The organism is Amycolatopsis sp. w19, from assembly GCF_051373225.1.
Classification (GTDB): Bacteria; Actinomycetota; Actinomycetes; order Mycobacteriales; family Pseudonocardiaceae; genus Amycolatopsis; species Amycolatopsis japonica.
On record NZ_JBPQFM010000024.1, the window covers coordinates 86657 to 105671 of the forward strand.

The following is a 19015-nucleotide window of genomic DNA, read 5'->3' on the forward strand; positions in this document are numbered from 1 at the left end:
CACTGTCAAGCGGAAACGTGGGACGTTTCGCGGGCTGGGAGCCGGGCTCAGCATGTGGGCGGGCCTCAAGGGCGTGATTAGCGTGAATCGGGTAGGCGCAAGAGAAAGCGCCCCCGTTCCCCGCTGGAGGCCACCCGGTGTCCCGTACCGCCGCCACTTCCTTACTCGCCCTCACCGCGATCGTCGTCACTGCTTGCTCCTCCGCGGGTGGTGCGACGGGCGCCGACGCCGGGCCGCCCAAACCCGGTGGCACGCTGCGACTCGGGATCTCGTCGAGCCCGGACTGCGTCGACCCGCAACAGGTCGGCACCAACGCGTCGCTCAACGTCGGCCGCCAGCTGGTCGATTCGCTGACGGATCAAGACCCGGCCACCGGCGAGATCAAGCCGTGGCTGGCCGAAAAATGGGAGAGCAACGCGGATTCGACCGTGTTCACCTTCCATCTGCGCGACGGCGCGACCTTCTCCGACGGGAGCCCCGTCGACGCCGCTGCGGTCAAGACGAGCTTCGACGCGATCAAGGCGCTCGGCCCGAAATCACAGCTCGGCTCGGGCTATCTGGCCGTCTACAAGGGAACGACGGTCGTCGACCCGAAGACGGTGAAGATCGAATTCTCCGTTCCCAGCGCGCAGTTCCTGCAGGCCAGCTCGACGATGTCACTCGGCGTCCTCGCACCCGCCGCATACAAGAAGACCGCCGACCAGCGTTGCCAGGGTGACGGCCTGATCGGCTCCGGCCCGTTCGTTTTCGAAAGCCTGAAGCAGAATCAGGAGATCGTCCTCGCGAAACGCAAGGGCTACAACTGGGGTTCGTCGCTGTTCAAGCACCAGGGCGAGGCGTATCTCGACAAGATCGCCTACAAGATCGTGCCGGAACCCGGTGTACGCACCGGAAGTCTCGCGTCCGCCCAGCTCGACGCCATCACCGACGTCCAGCCGGTCGACGAGCCTCAGTTCACCGGCAACGGTTTCACCGAGCCCACGCGCCCGAATCCCGGCGTCGTGTTCAACCTGCACGCCAACGTCACCAAGGGCGTGCTCACCGACGAAAAGGTCCGCCAGGCGGTGGTCAAGGGCATCAACCGGCCCGAGGTCACCAACACCGTGCTGACCCCGAACTACAAGCCCGCCACCAGCATCCTCGGCTCGGCGACACCGTTCTACACCGACCTTTCCCCGCTGCTCGCCTACGATCCGGCAGGTGCCACGGCGCTGCTGGAGAGTGCGGGTTGGCTCCCCGGACCCGACGGGATCCGCACCAAGAACGGGCAGCGGCTGACCGCGAAGGTCGTCTTCTCCCTGGTGTTCAACCAGAACAAGAGCGTGCTCGAACTCGTGCAGCAGCAGTTGCGCAAGATCGGCTTCGATCTTCAGATCGAGCAGCGCACGACGGCCGAGAGCGTGCAGATCACGCAGAGCGGGAACTACGAGTACCTCTGGTACAACACGACCCGCGCCGATCCGGACATCCTGCGCAACCTGTTCTCCACCAAGGCCAACAACCGGAGCAAGCTGTCCGCGGGCAACCCGGTCGACGCGCCGCTCGACGCGCAGTCGTCCACTGTGGACCCGGAGAAACGCAAGCCCGCGGCCGAGGAGGCGCAGCGCGCGATCATCGAGCACGGCTACTCGGCGCCGGTGTTCGAACTGACCCAGGTGCTGGCGCACGGGCCGAACGCGCACGGCGTCGGTTTCGAGGCGTCGTCCCGGCTTCAGCTGTTCGACGCCTGGGTGTCCGGCTCGTGACGCGGTATCTGCTGCGGCGGATCCTGCAGGCGGTCTTCGTGCTGTGGGCCGCGTTCACCGTGTCCTTCGTGATCCTCTACCTCCTGCCGGGCGACGCGGTCAGCGCGAAGCTCGGCGGGGGCGAGGCCGGTCTTTCGGTGACGCCGGAACAACTCGCCGCGGCGAAGGCGGAATACGGACTCGACGATCCCTTGCCGCTGCAGTACGGAAAGCGGCTGCTCGCGGCACTCCAAGGGGACTTCGGACGCTCGATCGCCACAGGGGACGACGCCACGAACATGGTCGTCTCCGCCCTGCCGCCGACACTGGCTGTGACCGGCTTCGCCCTGGTGCTCGCGATCCTGTTCGGCGGCGGGATCGCGTTCGCCGGCACCCTCACGCGGCATCGGTGGCTGGGCAACCTCCTGCTCGCGTTGCCACCGCTGGGGATCTCGCTGCCGCCGTTCTGGGTCGGGCTGCTGCTCGTGCAGTTCTTCTCCTTCCAGCTCAGGCTGTTGCCCGCGCTGGGTTCGAACGGCTTCGAGTCGCTGATCCTGCCCGCGATCACGCTCGCCATCCCGACCGGCGCGATCATCGGGCAGGTGCTGGCGAAAAGCCTCCGCACGCAGCTCGCCGAGCCGTATGCCGAGATCGCGCTGGCGAAAGGGGCCAGCCGGTCGAGAGTCCACTTCGGACATCTCCTGCGCAACGCGGCGGTGCCCACGCTCACCATCGCCGGCGTGGTCGCGGGAAACCTGATCGCGGGTTCGGTGATCACCGAGACCGTGTTCTCCCGCGACGGCCTCGGCCGCGTGACGTCGTCGGCGGTCACCGCGCAGGACATCCCGGTGGTGCAGGCGGTGATCGTGCTCGCCGCGCTGGTGTTCGTGGTGATCAACCTGCTCGTCGACCTCGTCTGTCCCCTGCTCGACCCGCGGATCCGACACCGGGAGACGGCCGATGCCTGACGTTCTCGTGCGCACCGGGCGCAAGCCGGGCCTGATCCTCGCGATCGCCGTGCTGGCCTTCGCCCTGCTGTCGGCGGTCGCGCCCGGCCTCTTCACCGGACAGGACCCGCTCGCCGGCGTCCCCGCCGAGAAGATGCAGGGGCCGTCGCTCGGCCATCTCTTCGGTACCGACGAGACCGGGCGCGACATCTTCGCCCGTGTCGTGCACGGCGCCGCGCTTTCGTTGCAGGCGACCGTGATCGCCGTCGTGGTCGCGCTGGTCGCCGGTTCCGCGCTCGGGCTGCTCGCCGGGTTCCGCGGCGGCGCGCTCGATTCGGCGATCATGCGCTGCGTCGACGTCCTGCTGGCGATCCCGTCGATTCTCCTGTCGCTGGCGCTGGTCACCGCGCTCGGCTTCGGGACGACCAATGTCGCGATCGCGGTCGGGGTCGCGAACCTCGCGCAGTTCGCCCGGCTGATGCGGGCCGAAGTGCTGCGGGTCCGCAGTGGCGTGTTCGTCGAGGCGGCCAGGGCGGGCGGTGTGCGCTGGACCGGCGTGCTCGGGCGGCACGTGCTGCCCAACGCGCTCGGCCCGGTGCTCGCGCTCGCGACGCTCACCTTCGGCACGGCGGTGCTGGAGGTGTCGGCGCTGAGCTTCCTCGGCTACGGCGCCACCCCGCCGACCCCGGAGTGGGGCTCGCTGGTGGCAGGCGGCCGCGGCTTCCTCGCCACCGCCTGGTGGATGACGACCTTCCCCGGACTCACCGTCGCGGCCGTCGTGCTGTCCGCGAACCGGCTGTCCAGAGCGATCGAAGGAGACGTGCGGTGAGCGAACTGCTGACCATCCGCGATCTCGCGGTTTCCTACAAATCCGTGACCGCCGTGGACGGCGTCTCGCTTTCCGTCCACAAGGGACAGATCGTCGCGGTGGTCGGCGAGTCCGGCTCCGGCAAGAGCACGACGGCGCACGCGGCGATCGGCCTGCTGCCCCGCGGCGGGCGGATCGACCGCGGCGAGATCACCTTCGACGGCCGTGACCTCACGAAACTCTCCGACCGCGCTTGGCGTTCGGTGCGGGGCCGCGAGATCGCGCTGGTCCCGCAGGATCCGACCGTGTCGCTCAATCCCGTGCACCGGATCGGTGATCAGGTCGCGGAAGTGCTGCTGATCCACGGTCTCGCCGACAAACGCACCGCCGGTACGGAGGCGGTGAAGCTACTGCGCAAGGCCGGGATCGCCGATCCGGAAACGCGGGCGCGGCAGTATCCGCACGAGCTGTCCGGCGGGCTTCGGCAGCGCGCGCTGATCGCGGCCGCACTCGCCGGACGGCCGAAATTGATCATCGCCGACGAGCCGACCAGCGCGCTCGACGTCACCGTGCAGCGGCAGATCCTCGACCACCTCGAAGAACTCGCCGCCGAAGCGGGCACCGCCGTCCTGCTGATCACCCACGACCTCGGCGTCGCATCGGATCGCGCGTCGCGGATCGTCGTACTGTCACAGGGAGGTGTCGTCGAGGAAGGCACGACCGGCGAGATCCTCGCCGCACCCTCGCAGACGTACACGCGGGACCTGCTCGCCGCCGCGCCCAGTCTGTCCGATACCCCGCTGAGGGAGCCGAAACCGCCGTCGTCCGACGTCCTGGTGTCCGTCCGTGGCCTCGGCAAGACCTTCGGGGCCGTCCGAGCGGTCGACGACGTTTCGTTCGACATCGCCCGCGGCCGGACGCTCGCGCTGGTCGGCGAATCCGGTTCGGGCAAGTCGACCACCGCGCGGATGATCCTGCGGCTGGAGACGCCGACCGACGGTGCCGTCGAATTCGACGGCGAGGACATCACGACGCTTCGCGGTGAGGAGCTGCGACGACTGCGGCGCCGGTTCCAGCTGGTGTACCAGAATCCGTACGCGTCGCTCAATCCGAAGTTCAGCATCGAGGACGTCATCTCCGAGCCGCTGCGGGCGTTCGGCGTCGGCACGAAGGCGGAACGCCGGGCGCGGGCGGCGGAACTGGTCGACCAAGTCGCCTTGCCGTCTTCGGTGTTGAAGCGGAAGCCGGCCGAATTGTCCGGCGGGCAGCGGCAACGCGCGGCCATCGCCCGGGCGCTCGCCCTGCGCCCGGACCTGATCGTCGCCGACGAACCCGTGTCCGCGCTGGATGTCTCGGTGCAGGCGCAGATCCTGCGGCTGCTCGCCGACCTGCAGGACGAACTCGGCCTGACCTACCTGTTCATCTCGCACGACCTCGCCGTGGTCCGGCAGATCGCGGACACCGTCGGCGTGCTGCGCGGCGGCGGACTCGTGGAGCTCGGCCCGGCGAGGGACGTCCTCGAACGGCCGAGCGCGGACTACACCCGGGAGCTGCTCGCCGCCATCCCCGGCCGGAAACCCTTGGAGACACGATGAAGTTCGGGCTCTTCTCCCTGGTCGCCAACCATCCCGACCCGGTGACCGGCGCGACCCCGACCCAGCACGAACGCCTGCGCCGGGTCGTCGACGAAGCGATCTTCGCGGAGGAACTGGGCTTCGACGCGTACGGCGTCGGCGAGCGGCACGGCGAACCGTTCCTTTCCTCGGCTCCGCCGGTGATCCTCGCGGCGGTCGCGGAACGCACGAAACGGGTCCGGCTGCTGACCACCTTGACCGTGATCAGCGTGCTCGACCCGGTCCGCGTCGCCGAGGACTACGCGACGCTCGACCAGCTTTCCGGCGGCCGGCTGGAACTCATGATCGGGAAGGGCAACGATCCGCGGCACTTCCCGTTGTTCGGCCTCGAAGAAGACCGGCAATGGGAGTACCAGGCGGAGAAGTTCGCCCTGTTGCGCCGCCTGTTCCTGGAGGAGGGCGTGACGTGGGAGGGCGAGTTCCGCGCGCCGCTGACCGACGTCACGACGCAGCCGCGGCCGTTCCACCGCCGCCCGCGGATCTGGCACGGCAGCGCGTCGAGTACCGAATCGACCGAGCTGGCGGCGAAGTTCGGCGATCCGTTGTTCACCGCGAACGGCTTCCACCCCAAGAAGAAGTACGCCGATCTGATCGATCACTATCGTCGGCGATGGGCGGAGTACGGCCACGATCCGGCGGACGCGCTCGTCGGCTCCGGCGCGGGCGGGCTGTACGTCGCCAAGACCTCGCAAGAGGCGCTGGACGGATACCGGCCGTACTTCGAAGCGCTCATGAAGACACCCGCGTATCAGCACAACAAGTCGGAGTTCACCACGCTGGAGGACAAAATCGCCAACGGATCCGCCCTCGTCGGGAGCCCGGAACAGGTGATCGACAAGATCGGCGGCTACCACGCGTCGTTCGGGCACGAGGTGCAGGCGGTTTCGGTCGACGGGCTGGAAGCCGGGGAAGCGCGGGACGTCCTGGAGCTCTTCGCCGCCGACGTCGTCCCGATCGTGCGGAAAGAACTGCCCTCGCGAGTCTGGGAAAGCTAGTACTTTCGGAGAGGTGCGCATCCTCTTCACGTGCCGCCCGGCCTACGGACACCTGTACCCGTTGATGCCCTTGGCGATCGCCGCCCGCGACGCCGGGCACGAAGTGATCTTCGGGACCGGTGCGGCTTTCCTGGACAAGGTCCGCTCGCTCGGCTTCGACGCGCGTGAGGTCGGGATCTCGATCCAGGACGCCGTCGACCAGGCCGAAGGGGACGCGCTCGAGGCCATCTTCACCGCCTTCGCCGACATCCTGCCGCAGGCGACGATCGCCGACCTGACCCCGCTGCTCCCCACGCTCCGGCCGGATCTGGTCGTCTACGAGATGAGCGACGCCGGCGCGGCGGCCGCCGCCCGCCGGGCCGGGATCCCGGTGGTGTCCCACGTGATCGGGCGGTCGATGCCCGCCGAGCTGATGGCCGCCGCCGCGCACCGGTTCGCGCCGCTGTGGGACGGCAACCCGCCTGCCGACCTCATGCTGGGCGACGCCGGGATCGACGTGTGGCCGGATGTCGTCCGCGACCCGGTGGCGAGCTCGCTGCCGACGGTCTTCCGGCTCCGGCCGGTGCCGTGGAACGAACCGGGCACGGTGCCGTCGTGGCTCGACGGACGCGACCGACCCCTCGTCTACCTGACGCTGGGCACCGTCGCCTTCGGCGCCACCGGCGTGCTGCGCGCGGCGATCGACGGCCTCTCGCGGCTGCCAGTGGACGTGCTGGTCGCCCGCGGTCCTGGCGACCCCGGCGAGTTCGGCGACCTGCCGCCGAACGTCCACGTGACCGGCTTCGTGCCGCAGTCCGAAGTCCTTCCGCGCGCGGATCTGGTGGTGCACCACGGTGGAACCGGGACCGTGCTCGGCGCGCTTTCGGCCGGCCTGCCGCAACTGGTGCTGCCACAGGGCGCGGACCAGTTCGTCAACGCCGAAATGCTGGAGACGGCCGACGCCGGACGAGCGCTGACCGGCGACGAGGTGACCGCGGACGCCGTCGAGGAGAGGGCCAAGACCCTCCTCGACGACGCCCGCGTGCGCGAGGTGGCGGCGAGGGCCCGTCACGAGATCGCCGCCATGCCCGCGCCGTCGGAGGTCGTCCGGCGGCTGGAGGAGTTCGCCGCCCGTTAAGTGACCGACCGCAAGATCTCCCGCGCTACGACGTCGTTCTGCCGGAACGGGAGCGCGTTGGTCCGCGGCCGGGTGAACGCCCCGGCCGACCGCGCCGACGTATGCGGCCCGAGCGCGAACCGGCGCGGATGCGGACGGCCCTCGCCGTCGAGCATCCGGCCGTCGGAGACGCGGGTGTGGATACGGCCGGCGAGCAGCCTGTCGCCGGTGACCGGGTCGAGGACGGCTTCCTCGCCGAGCGCGCCGCTGTCGCGCAACTGTCGCAAAAGGACATCGGACGCCCTGGAGACGCTCGGCTCGGGGAGCCGTGCCTCGACCAGGGTCCGAGCCTCGGTCTCACCGGGGAAGCTCGCACCTGAAGCGACGAAGGCCCTGCGCTCCTCGTCGGCCGACACCCGCATTTCGGCACCCAAGAAGGAAACGAGACCTGCTTCCTGGAGCGCTAGCAGTTCTTCGAGCCTTCGCGGGGGCGGGCCGCTGGCGAAGTAGGAGAAGAAGCCGAGGAACCAGCCGTCCAAATCGGACAGTTGTGACGCCGCGTCGAGCCGTCCGGTCTGCACCAGCGCCGGAAGCTGCCCCATCACGGAAAGCAGCGCCATGAACGCGCCCAGATCCGCGCTGTACTCGGCGTCCGCCCGGCGGCTCAAGTCCGCTTCGACGTACTCGCGCAGCTCCTTGCCGTACTCCTCGGCGGTGCCGAACTCGGCCCCCGCCATCGGCCGGTCGAGCCTGCCGAGGTCGAGCCGGTCGTCCGGCGCCGGAACCGCCCGCGCCACCAGCGCGTCGAGCTCGCCGGGCGCGGCGTCCGCGAAAGCGTCGGCGAAGACCGCGAAATCCATCCGCACCCGCTCGGGGTGGGCGGTGAACAGTTCGCTGTAGTAGGCCCACGCGATCTCCTTCGAGATCAGTGGCCAGACGTCGCGGCGGAAGTCGATCGGTCCGGGCACGTCGCAGAGCTTCCCGATCGCGTAGGAATCGAAGAATTTGGGCAACTGCAAGGGCTTTCCGCGCAGCCGGTAGCCGATCTTCGAGTGGTACGGCACGCCACGGCGTGAACCGATGTGCAATACCGGCTCGGCGCCGCTGGGGTGGTATTTCAGCCCGCCGCACGCCTGCTCTTCGAACCGGCCGCCGCGGCCTTCGGTCAGCAGCAGCATCAGATCGACGAACGCGAGGCCGAATCCGCGCACCAGCACGGTTTCCCCCGGCCCGATCGCCGAATAGTCGACGTCGGCGGTGTAGCCGGCCGGGTAGTAGGCGAGGTCGTGCCGGGCGGCGAAATCGGCGAGTGCGGTTTCGCGTTCGTCCGGTTCGGCGTCGAGATGCCCGACGGTGAACAGGACCGCGTCCACGGCGAGGGGCTCCGCCCGGTCCTCCAGCCAGAGCGACTGCGGGTCGCCGTCTTCCAGCCGCACCGCGCGGGTCCGGTGCTCGACGACTTCGATTTCGGGCGGGAGCCCGGCGCGGACCTCGCAGTGGAACCAGGCAAGGTACGCGCTCTGCAACCGTCGAGTCGGGAAATGATCGCTTTGCAGCGCCTCGAGTTCGGCGCGCAGGCTTTCGTCGACTTCCGCGTCGAGCGCGCCGTCGCGAACCAGCCGCGCCCACTCGATCAGCGAGGGCCCGAGGCGGATCGGCCCGTCGATCTCGACGGTCTCGTCGGTGAACACGGTGACGTCCTCGGGCATGGAGTTCATGCGCAGCAACGGCGACTGCTCGTAACGCCAGACCCGCCCGGCCCCGGCGGGAAAGGGATCGACGAGATGCACCACCAGCCGCCGCCCGCCGAGGAGCTCGGCGGCGTTGGCACCGAGCCGTTCGAGCACGCCCACCCCACGTGGACCGGCGCCGACCACCGCGAGCACGTAGGGAAGGTCTGCGGTACTCACGAAGCCGAAGCTACGCCGGGATTCCAGGCCGTGTGCGGGTTCTCAAGGAGCGGAACCCGTTGCCACGGCGAGGAACCGGCGCGTACTCGTCGAACAGGGGGACACGGACGAGAGGGACGGACGATGCCGGTCGAATTCCTGGGTATCGGAGGCACCAACAACGGTTCGGAGACACATCCGCGATCGGGTGGCGTCTTCGACAAGGACTACACACTGCGGCTCGCGCGGGCACACGAGGAATTCGGCTGGGACCGGGTGCTGTTCGCGTACGGCTCCAGCGGGCCGGACCCGGCGCAGGCGGCCGCGTACGTCGCGGCGAAGCTCGACAAGCTCCAGATCCTGCTGGCGCACCGGCCGAACGTCTCGTACCCGACCTTCGCGGCGAAGACGTTCGCCACGCTGGACCAGCTCTCGGACGGGAAGCTCACGGTCCACTTCATCACCGGCGGCAGCGATCACGAGCAGCAGCGCGAAGGCGACTACCTGACGAAGGACGAGCGCTACTCACGCACGCGCGAGTACATCCAGATCGTGAAGCGGGCTTGGACGTCCGAAGAGCCCTTCGACCACGAGGGCGAGCACTACCGCTTCGCCGACTTCGTTCTCGACGTCCGGCCTGTGCAGCAGCCACGCCCTGGCGTCTCGTTCGGTGGTTCGTCTCCGGCGGCGTACGCGGCGGGCGGGGCCGAAGCGGACATCTTCTGCCTCTGGGGCGAGCCCCTCGCGCAAACGGCCGAGCAGATCGAGTCCGTCAAGGCCGCGGCGAGGGCCGCCGGGCGGACCGACGTCCCGCGCATCCAGGTCGCCTTCCGCCCGATCATCGCGCCGACCGAGGAGCTCGCCTGGGAGAAGGCGCGTCGGACGGTCGATGCGATCAAGGCCCGGACGAGCGGAGGCAAGCAGCTGACCCGGCGGCATTCGCTCACGAATCCGGAGAACACCGGCTCGCAGCGGCTCCTCGCGGTCGCCGCCGAGGGCGAACGGTTCGACCGGGCGCTGTGGACCCCGACGGCGGCCGCGACCGGCGGCGCGGGCAACTCCAACGCCCTGGTCGGCACGCCCGAAACCGTCGCACAGGCCCTGCTCGACTACTACGACCTCGGTGTCGACATCCTCTCCGCCCGCGGCTACGACATGCTCGGCGACACGATCGACTTCGGCCGTCACGTCATCCCGATCGTGCGCGAAGAGGTCGCCAAACGCGACGCGGCGAAGGCGGCTTCGGCGCGCGAGGTACTCGCCGTCGACGGCTGAGCCGTTCACTCGACCGGATGGCGGTCGGCATCATCCATTCGGCGGACGACGCCGGCTGCCGTTGATTGCCCCGGTCGTCGCGGAGCGGAGTCGGAACACGTTCGCCCACAGGCGCCTCGGGGGCCACTCGCGGACCGCCGTCGCGACGCGGCATCCCCGCCCCGGGTGACACCGTCCTGTCCGCCTTTTCCCGTCGAAAAGCCCGAAACAACCCAAAAGCGCTGGCCTGGACCGCGATACCGGTCACCGGGACATCTTCGCGAACGGCCGTTCGTCCACGAAAAAGATCTCCAACTCCAGAAACCCGGCGAAAGAACCTAGCCAATCACCAACAGTCAGGAGACACTTACGTGAACGAATGACGCTTCGTGACGAGCTCGTGACCGCGTTACTCTCGGTCACGAGTTTCTCGCGTAATAAGGACCCTATTGGGGGCAACATGGCTTCGGCCGGACGGGTCACTTACCGAGAGGTGTTCGGTGTAGCCGAGTTCCGTTCGCTCTGGTTCGCCGAACTGTTTTCGATCTTCGGTGATCAACTCGCCAGGGTCGCCCTGTCCGTCCTCGTCTTCACCGAAACCCGCTCCGCGACCCTGACCGGTCTCACCTACGCGCTGACCTACGCGCCTTCGCTGCTCGGCGGCATCTTCCTCACCGGCTTCGCGGACCGGTTCCCCCGGCGGACCGTCATGGTGGTCGTCGACCTCTTACGGGCCTTGCTGATCGCGCTGGTCGCGGTGCCGGTGCTGCCGTTCTGGGTCCTGTGCGTCCTCGTCGGCGGCGTCTCGCTGCTGAACCCGCCGTTCAAGGCGGCCCAGCTGGCCCTGCTGCCGCAGATCCTCGAAGGCGACCGGTTCGTCGTCGGCATGGCGATCCGCAGCATGACCGTCCAATCGGCACAGCTGGCGGGCTTCGCCGGCGGCGGGCTCCTGCTGACCGCGCTAGAACCCCATATCGCCCTCGCGCTGGACGCGGTCACCTTCGTGATCTCGGCGCTGTTCGTCCGGTTCGGGCTGAAATCGCGGCCGGCCGCGGCGTCCGGGGAGAAGCGCAAGTCGTTCTTCGCGTCGATCGGCTCGGGCGGCAAGATCGTCTTCGCCAGCGCCGGGTTGCGCTCGTTGCTGCTGTTCACCTGGCTGATGGGCCTGCTGCCGGTGTACGAGGGCATCGCGGCGCCCTACGTCGCTTCGTCGGGCGGCGGCCCCGAGGTCATCGGCCTGTTGCTGGCGGCCGATCCGATCGGCAGCGTGATCGGGGCCTTCATCTACTCGCGCTGGGTGCCGGCACACGTCAGACCGAAACTGATCGGGCCGCTTTCGGCGCTGACCGCGCTCCCGCTGCTGCTGTGCTTCCTGCAGCCGGGACCGCTGTCGTCGATCGTGTTGTTCGTGTTCTGCGGCGGCTTCGGCACGGTGGCGCTGATGCAGGCGACCGCGTCGCTGACCCTGGCCGTGCCGGACGAGAGCCGGGCACAGGTGATGGGGCTGTCGAACACCGGATTGACCACGACGATGGGGGTGAGTCCCCTGATCGGCGGCATCCTGGCGGACCAGGTCGGCCCTCAGTCGACCGTCGGCGTCTTCGGCCTTGCGGGATTGATCCTGACCGTCCCGCTCGCGTTGAGCTGGTTCCGGACCCTCAGCCGCGACCCGGAACGGTGGCAGGAAAAAGACGCCGCACGCGCAGAACATTGAGCTGTTCCACGCGCCGGCCCGATCGCGCGGACGTCTGGCGCGCGCCCCAGTTCACTGATCCCTACCGGCCATCGCTGGCACCTTTCCCTCGACCTCTCAGAGAAAAGTACACACCTAGGGAGCTTGTCGACAGCCCGCAAGTCGGTAGAAGCTGTCCGTAAGTAGGGGGTTTCGGAGAATGACGCAAGAGTCAGGGGGAAAGATGATCACATCGGAGGAACGCGCTGGACATCGTTCGGCTCTCACGGTAGCGACATGGGAGCTGTGGAAGAGGCCCAAGCACTGGATCGCCTACACCGGGCTGTCCGTCGCGACGATGCTGGCACTGACGGGGGTCTTCGCCGCATCCATCGCCATCACGTCTTCGCAGGTCCTGCTGTGTTCCCTGCTCGCGGGGCTCGCCATCGCGCACACCGAGGCGACCCGCCGGATCGAGCGCCAGCGGCGCAGCATGAGCGTCACCCCGCATATCAACATGACCTCGGTCTGGGTCCTGCCGGGCGCGATCCTGCTTCCGCCGCAGATGACCGCGCTTCTCGTAACCGTGATCTATCTTCACCTCGGATACCGCAGCTGGGCGGGCCTTCGCACGGTCAACCCCCATCGAACTGTGGCGAACGCCACATCGATGACGCTGACCGCGTTCGCCGCCTGGGCGGCCGTGCAGATCGTCGGCGCCGACACGGCGTCGGTGACGTCGATCTGTGCCGCGAGCCTCGCCTTCTTCCTGATGAACGCCGTCTTCACCGGCACCGGCCTGTACTTCGCGGCGCCCAAGAAGGCGACCGTCCAGACGCTCCTCGGCTCTTGGGACGACAACATCCTCGAAGCCTCGACGGTCTGCATCGGCGCGCTCGTGCTCGCCGTTCTCCCGCATCAGCCGGTGCTGGTGCTGCTCGTCTTCCTGCCGCTGTACCTGCTGCAGCGTTCGGTGCTGATCAAGCAGCTGGAGGAGCTCGCCACCACCGACCAGAAGACGCAGCTGCTCAACGCCACGACCTGGCAGCAGGGCGCCGTCCGCGAGGTCTCCCGCGCCGAGCGTGAGAACGGCCAGTTCGGCGCGCTGATGATCGACCTAGACCACTTCAAGAGCATCAACGACACGTACGGCCACCTGGCGGGCGACGATGTCCTCAAGGGTGTCGCGGCGCTGGTCAAGGCCGAAACGCGGACGCAGGACCTCGCCGGCCGCTTCGGCGGTGAGGAGTTCGTCGTACTCCTGACCTCGTCTTCGAAGCAGGAGTCCGTCGCGGTCGCCGAGCGGATCCGGCAGCGGATCAGCGAAATGGTCATCAAGACCCAGGACAACGAGGGCAACGCCGTGGTCATCGAGCAGCGGACGGCGTCGGTCGGCGTCGCGACGTTCCCGCTCGACGGCCGGACGATCGACGAGGTCATGGCCTCGGCCGATGCCTCCGTCTACGCGGCCAAACGCAACGGCCGTAACCGCGTCGTCTCGTCACCGGATCTGGCGTCGGTCACCGAAGAAGCCATGGAGGCCGTCGCGGCCTAACGCAGTCTTTCCATCACGTCGGCGGCCGCGGTCCGGAGACGGACGACGCCGCCGACGGTGAATTCGGTGAGCAGGTCGATGAGTGCGTCCGCGTCGGGCGGCTCACCGTCCCAGCTCGCCTGGACGAGCGCCTCGGTCATCGCGAAGAACAGCGTGACCAGCGCCTTGTCCGCGCGGCCGGAGTCGACGCCGTGGCGTGCCCAGCGCTGACGGCTCGCCTCGGTGTAGACGGTCGCGAGCCGTTCCCGAAGCCGGGTGAGGGCCGGGTCGCCCATGCGCTCCGCTTCACGCAGCACGGGAAACGCGTCGGGATTCGCTGCGACGAAGGCGAACATATTGGCGTAGTTGGCGCGGGCCCAGGACCGGAGCTCGGGCTGCGAGAGGTCGAGGGCGGGCGCGCCGATCGCTTCGAAGGCGCGTTCCTCGATGTCCGCCACGACCTGGGCGAACAACGTCGTGCGATCGCCGAACTGCTCGTAGACGGCCTGGCGGGACACCCCCGCGCGCCGCGCGATCTGCTCGATCGTCGCGGCCTGCGCGCCGTGCACCGCGAAGACGCCGGCCGCCGAACCCAGCACCCGCGCGCGTTGCTCGCCGATCGGGAGTTTGCGGGGTCTCCCTCGCGGCGCCGGACTTGACATTGTGCGCCACCTCACTGACTCTCTTTTTCGACACGTCTGTCGAAAATGTTTGTGCTCAACGAGGAGCAAGCATGCGTCCAGGATCCCGGCGCGGTGTGTCCGCCGCCGTCTCAGCGGCCACCATCGCGGCCCTGCTGACCTTCGGGGCACAGCAGGCCGGCGCCGCCCCGTCCTTCTACGATCCCCCGTCGCCGCTGCCCGCGGGTGCTCCCGGCGACATCATCCGGCACGAGCCGTCCACCTTCTACGTCGATCCCGTGAAACTCATCAAGGCCGACGCGGACGTTCAGCGCATCATGTACCGCAGCACCGATACCCACGGCCGGGCCAACGCCGTGACCGGCACCGTCCTCACCCCGAAGAAGGCGTGGACCGGCGCGGGCGAGCGGCCGGTCATCGGCTACGCGGCCGGGACGCAGGGCGTCGGCGACCAGTGCGCGCCGTCGAAAGCCCTCTCGGCGGGCATGGAGTACGAAGGTCCCTTCATCGCCGGGCTGCTGCTTCGCGGCTACGGCGTCGTCGTCACCGACTACGAAGGCCTCGGCACTCCCGGCGTCCACACGTACGTCAACCGCGTCGCCGAGGGCAACGCCGTCCTCGACTCGATCCGCGCGGCGCAGCGCCTGCCCGAAGCGAATCTGCCGGACAACGGCCCGGTCGCGACCGCGGGCTACTCGCAAGGCGGCGGGGCGTCGGCGTCGGCCGCCGAACTGCAGCCGTCGTACGCGCCCGAACTCAAGCTGAAGGGCTCGTACGCGGGCGCCGTCCCGGCCGACCTCGCCGAAGTCGGCAAGAACATCGACGGGCACTACGCGTTCGGGTTCCTCGGCTTCACGATGGTCAGCATGGACGCGGCGTACCCCGAGCTGAACATCCCGTCCCTGCTGAACGCGAAGGGCGCCGAAGCGTTCGAGAAGGTCAAGCAGGAGTGCACTGTGGACGCGATCTTCGCGCACGCGTTCACGCAGTCGAAGGACCTGACGAAGGATGGCAGGCCGCTGACGGCTTACCTCGGCGAAGAGCCGTACAAGACGCGAGTCGGCGAGCAGCTCATCGGTGCGCGTAAGCCGGGCGCGCCGACGCTGGTCGTCCACAGTGCTCTCGACGACATCGTCCCCTACGCGCAGGGACGGACCATGGCGCGCTCGTGGTGCGCGAAGGGCGCGAAGGTGCAGTTCTCGACTTCGCTGGTTCCGACGCACGTCGGCGGGGCGATCCGGGCGTTCCCGGAGGCCTTCGCTTGGCTTGAGGGACGCTTCGCGGGGCTTCCGGCCTTCGGGAACTGCGGCCTGTTCTAGGGGCTCGTGAGTGGTAAGGACGGTTAGAACCGTCCTTACCACTCACGAGGTCACTTGAGGCCGGTCGCTTCCGCGGCGGCGGGGTCCGAGTCGCTCAGGAAGGTCCTGCAGCGGTCGTACTCCTCGGTCTCGCCGATCTTGCCGGCGGCCTTGCCGAGGACGGCGAGCGAACGCAGGAAACCCTGGTTCGGACGGTGCGACCACGGCACCGGCCCGTGTCCCTTCCAGCCCGCGCGGCGGAGCTGGTCGAGGCCGCGGTGGTAACCGGTGCGGGCGTAGGCGTACGCGGCGACGGTCTCGCCCGCGTCGAGCGCCTTCTCGGCGAGGGCGGCCCACGCCTCGCTGTAGTCGGGGTGCTCGGCGGCGACGGCGGCCGGATCGGTCCCGGCGTCCAGCGCCGCCTGCGCGGCGGTGTGCTCGGGGAGATGCGTCGGCTGAGGGCCGAGGAGGTTCGTCATACGGGCCATTGTGCCGACCGCGTGTGATTAGAAGAACAGGCTCCCGAGAATGCCCCCACCGGCCAGCACCAGAGCGGCGACGAGGACCGCCGCGACGAGTCGTTTCGGCATCATGGCGGCACACCTTGCCCTGTTTCGCACGCCGGTCGCAAATCCGCCACCCCTACGGGTGAACCCCGATTTTCGACCCCAAATGCCCATCCCGTGATCTGGAGCAGGGAAGATGTCCCGCATGACAAAGGCGACAGAAGTGACCGGGGACCTTTCGCCGGGTGTCATCCCCCGCAGCCCGATCGCGAAGACGAGGCTGTTCTTCAAGCTCCATTGGCACCGCGGCGCGCCGGGACAGGCGACGCCGGACTGGGTGCTGAACTTCTGCTACTCGATGTGGCTGGCCGCGTTCGCCTTCAAACTGGTGGGCTCGTCCTGGGACATGTCGTGGCATTTCATGTGGCTGCGCGACGACCTCGCCCCGCCGCACCTGATCAACACCGTCGGCACGGTGATCATCATGGTGCTGGTGGCGATCCACAGTTACACCGGCATGGGTGCCGACCGGCGTTCGCTGCGGCTGATGCAGATCGGGCTCGTGGTGTTCCTCATCGCGGCACCGCTGGACGTCATCAACCACCGCGTCAACGGTCTCGACCTGACCGCGTGGAGCCCGTCGCACATGATGCTCTACATCGGAACGGGCATCATGCAGGCCGGCGTGATCATGGGCTGGCTCAAGTACGCCAAGCCCGGCCGCCTGCGCACCGGTGTCCTGATCGGACTGTGGGCCTTCTTCCTCGAAAACACGTTCTTCCCGAACGGTCAGCAGGAGTACGGCATCCTCGGCCTGCGCGCCTGGGAACGCGGCACGCCCGAGGCCGAGCCCGAGCTGCTGAACTTCGCCGCCGACCAGATCGGGCATCCGGTCGACCGGGTGGCCGTCGAGTACTTCACGATGCCGATCGACGACTGGGTGTACCCCCTGTGGGGCATCGGCGTGATGGCGCTGATCTTCGCGCTGGCGCGGCACACGACCGGTTTCCGCTGGGCGGGCACGACGGTCGCCGCCGCGTACCTCGCGTACCGGCTGGTGATGTGGCCGCTGCTGCTCGGGATGGGTTTCCCGGTCTCGGTCGTGCCGTTCTATCTGCTGGCCGTCGGCCTCGCCGTCGACCTGGCGTTCCGCATCGGGCGGGGGCATCCGATGCTGACGGCGGGCGCGGGCGCGCTGCTGGTGACCGCTTTCGGCTACGGGATGCTGTGGGTGCAGTCGCAGTTCCGGCCGTGGATCCTCGGCGACGCGCACACGGAGTCGGCGCCGCCGGTGGCCTACTGGACGGCCGCGGTCTGCCTGGTCGGGGTCGGCGTGCTGTGGGCCGCCGCCGGGCCGGGGACGCGGGCGATGAACTCGGTGCTGGAGAAGCGTCGCGCACGCTCCGCCTGAGTCTCACGTAGCCGGATCGTGCCCGGCCCGCCACAAGGAATCGAGCGGGAGCGCCATCAGCCGATCACCGAAGCTGATGGCGCCCTGGCTCCCCGTGTGCAAGACGATTCCTTGCGTGAACTGATCACCGAGAAGGTCTCTCAACTGGGCGAGGCCGCGGAAATCCGCCGCGGTCACGGTGTCTCGCGCCTTCGCTTCGACGCCGACAACCTGCCCGTCGTCCCGTTCCATGACCACGTCGACCTCCGCGCCACCGCTCACTCGCCAGTGGTGGAGCCGGACCTCCGCTTCGCTCCACGTCGCTTGCTTGGCCAGTTCATTGACGATGAAGGTCTCGACAAGGGGGCCACGGGTCGGCGCCACGGGCTTCGCCAGGGATTCCGGTGACACGCCCAGCAAAGAAGCGGCGAGGCCCGTGTCGGTGAGGTGCAGCTTGGCGTGTTTCACCGCCCGGGACGTCAGATTTCGCGACCACGCCGGGAGCCGGTGGACCAGGAACACCGCTTCGAGCAACTCGACGTACTTGTTCACCGTGGTGCGGTGAAGGCCTGTCCTGGTCGACGTGTTCACGCTGTTGTGCTCTTGCGCTGTGATGGAGGCCAGGTAGGCCAGCAAGGCCGTCATCGCGCTGGGTTCATTGACCCTGGACATCTCCCGGATGTCGCGCTCCGCGATGGCCTGCACGTAGGCACGGAACCAGGCTTTACGCGCACGCGCGCCGCCGAGAAGCGCGGGTTCGGGAAAACCTCCGCGACAGATCCGCGCGAAGTAGTCCGCGCGATCGACGTTCGCGGGACCGAGGCCGAGCAAACGGCCGGGTTCGTCGAAAGCGACATCGATGAACCGCTCGAACCGTCCCTCGAACTCCCCCTGCGAAAACGGCCACACATCGACGACGACGCCCCGTCCCGCCAGGGACTCCGAAAGGCTGGGAGTCGCCAGGAACCTGGTGGACCCGGCCAGGACGTAGCGTCCTGGCCCGCTCTCCGCGTCGACCTCCGCCTTGATCGCTCTGATCAGCGGGTCCCCTGCCCGTTGCACTTCATCGATGAGCCTGGGCTCCGGGCCGGTACCGGCGAATCCGACGGGGTCCTCGATGGCCGCTTGCAGAAGCTGCTCGTCGTCGAGGTTGAAGGAGGTACCACCGTGACGCCGGTGCAGATGCCTGAGCATGGTCGTCTTACCGGCCTGACGCGGGCCGTTGAGGATCACGATACGAAAGCTCGCCAAGTACTCCTCGGCGACGGCGCAACTGGCCCGTACCAGGTCCGATTCGGCCATAGCTCCTCGAAATGCCGGAGGTCGTGTACATCTCACAGTACCCTCGACCGACATTTCACGACCAGGTGAACCAACATTCCACAGAGCAAGTGACCGACATTTTGCTGATCTTGAAACCGCTGGCCTCAGCCACGTTCCGAGTACATGAAGGCCCCCTTCCTTGCGTCTAGCGCAAGGAAGGGGGCCTTCATGTACTTCCGCATTCAGAGGACTAAGGGGTCCTAACAGAATGATCTCGAGTGTGGTTTGATGTGGTGTCTCGTTGATCTTCTGGGAGGGGTGTGCTGGTGGGGCAGCGGCGTCCGTGGGAGGTCGATGACGGTTT

At 68.3% G+C, this 19015-nt stretch carries 15 protein-coding genes; 11 read left to right on the forward strand and 4 right to left on the reverse strand.

Going from position 1 to position 19015, the window contains the following annotated elements:
- The first annotated feature begins 137 nt into the window (after window positions 1-137).
- From ACSMFO_RS34100 to ACSMFO_RS34125, 6 genes are read left to right on the forward strand one after another with little or no spacing between them, the layout of a single operon-like run.
- The gene (locus tag ACSMFO_RS34100) at window positions 138-1745 is read left to right on the forward strand and encodes an ABC transporter substrate-binding protein (protein ID WP_436461839.1); all 1608 of its coding nucleotides are present in this window, start codon (window positions 138-140) and stop codon (window positions 1743-1745) included.
- Window positions 1742-2692, forward strand: a complete 951-nt coding sequence (locus tag ACSMFO_RS34105; RefSeq protein WP_436461840.1) for an ABC transporter permease — start codon at window positions 1742-1744, stop codon at window positions 2690-2692. Before ACSMFO_RS34100 ends, ACSMFO_RS34105 begins: the two co-directional genes overlap by 4 nt.
- A complete protein-coding gene (locus tag ACSMFO_RS34110; RefSeq protein WP_073845797.1) occupies window positions 2685-3500 on the forward strand; it encodes an ABC transporter permease in 816 nt (271 codons plus the stop codon). Before ACSMFO_RS34105 ends, ACSMFO_RS34110 begins: the two co-directional genes overlap by 8 nt.
- Complete coding sequence (locus tag ACSMFO_RS34115; protein ID WP_436461841.1) at window positions 3497-5074, forward strand: dipeptide ABC transporter ATP-binding protein; 1578 nt, start codon at window positions 3497-3499, stop codon at window positions 5072-5074. Before ACSMFO_RS34110 ends, ACSMFO_RS34115 begins: the two co-directional genes overlap by 4 nt.
- Window positions 5071-6108 carry an LLM class flavin-dependent oxidoreductase gene (locus tag ACSMFO_RS34120; protein WP_436461842.1) on the forward strand — a complete coding sequence of 346 codons (1038 nt, stop codon included), beginning with the start codon at window positions 5071-5073 and terminating at the stop codon, window positions 6106-6108. Before ACSMFO_RS34115 ends, ACSMFO_RS34120 begins: the two co-directional genes overlap by 4 nt.
- Window positions 6109-6121: 13 nt before the next feature.
- Window positions 6122-7225: a glycosyltransferase gene (locus ACSMFO_RS34125; RefSeq protein WP_436461843.1), complete on the forward strand. Its 1104-nt coding sequence runs from the start codon at window positions 6122-6124 to the stop codon at window positions 7223-7225.
- On the opposite strand, the gene ACSMFO_RS34130 is transcribed toward ACSMFO_RS34125, so the two are convergent.
- Complete coding sequence (locus ACSMFO_RS34130; RefSeq protein WP_436461844.1) at window positions 7222-9114, reverse strand: FAD/NAD(P)-binding protein; 1893 nt, start codon at window positions 9112-9114, stop codon at window positions 7222-7224. The genes ACSMFO_RS34125 and ACSMFO_RS34130 overlap by 4 nt on opposite strands.
- A gap of 123 nt (window positions 9115-9237) precedes the next feature.
- Between ACSMFO_RS34130 and ACSMFO_RS34135 the strand changes: the two genes are divergently transcribed.
- The 3 genes from ACSMFO_RS34135 to ACSMFO_RS34145 all read left to right on the forward strand — a co-directional run bounded on the left by ACSMFO_RS34135 (window position 9238) and on the right by ACSMFO_RS34145 (window position 13574).
- Window positions 9238-10368 carry an LLM class flavin-dependent oxidoreductase gene (locus ACSMFO_RS34135; RefSeq protein WP_436461845.1) on the forward strand — a complete coding sequence of 377 codons (1131 nt, stop codon included), beginning with the start codon at window positions 9238-9240 and terminating at the stop codon, window positions 10366-10368.
- Between the two features lie 439 nt (window positions 10369-10807).
- On the forward strand, window positions 10808-12061 hold the full coding sequence (locus ACSMFO_RS34140) for an MFS transporter (RefSeq protein WP_436461846.1): 1254 nt from the start codon (window positions 10808-10810) through the stop codon (window positions 12059-12061).
- Window positions 12062-12263: 202 nt separating this feature from the next.
- The gene (locus ACSMFO_RS34145; RefSeq protein WP_436461847.1) at window positions 12264-13574 is read left to right on the forward strand and encodes a GGDEF domain-containing protein; all 1311 of its coding nucleotides are present in this window, start codon (window positions 12264-12266) and stop codon (window positions 13572-13574) included.
- Here ACSMFO_RS34145 and ACSMFO_RS34150 read toward each other — a convergent pair.
- Window positions 13571-14152: a TetR/AcrR family transcriptional regulator gene (locus ACSMFO_RS34150; RefSeq protein WP_081975716.1), complete on the reverse strand. Its 582-nt coding sequence runs from the start codon at window positions 14150-14152 to the stop codon at window positions 13571-13573. The genes ACSMFO_RS34145 and ACSMFO_RS34150 overlap by 4 nt on opposite strands.
- Before the next feature lie 134 nt (window positions 14153-14286).
- Between ACSMFO_RS34150 and ACSMFO_RS34155 the strand changes: the two genes are divergently transcribed.
- On the forward strand, window positions 14287-15513 hold the full coding sequence (locus ACSMFO_RS34155; RefSeq protein WP_037334588.1) for a lipase family protein: 1227 nt from the start codon (window positions 14287-14289) through the stop codon (window positions 15511-15513).
- 50 nt (window positions 15514-15563) lie between these two features.
- Here the strand turns inward: ACSMFO_RS34155 and ACSMFO_RS34160 are convergent, their stop codons facing one another.
- On the reverse strand, window positions 15564-15971 hold the full coding sequence (locus ACSMFO_RS34160; protein ID WP_038521526.1) for a DUF3151 domain-containing protein: 408 nt from the start codon (window positions 15969-15971) through the stop codon (window positions 15564-15566).
- A gap of 232 nt (window positions 15972-16203) precedes the next feature.
- Between ACSMFO_RS34160 and ACSMFO_RS34165 the strand changes: the two genes are divergently transcribed.
- Window positions 16204-17409, forward strand: a complete 1206-nt coding sequence (locus tag ACSMFO_RS34165) for a hypothetical protein (protein ID WP_436461848.1) — start codon at window positions 16204-16206, stop codon at window positions 17407-17409.
- A 3-nt stretch (window positions 17410-17412) separates the two neighbouring features.
- Here the strand turns inward: ACSMFO_RS34165 and ACSMFO_RS34170 are convergent, their stop codons facing one another.
- Entirely contained in the window at window positions 17413-18690 is a 1278-nt protein-coding gene (locus ACSMFO_RS34170; protein WP_073845803.1) for an ATP-binding protein, read from the reverse strand.
- Window positions 18691-19015 lie beyond the last annotated feature (325 nt).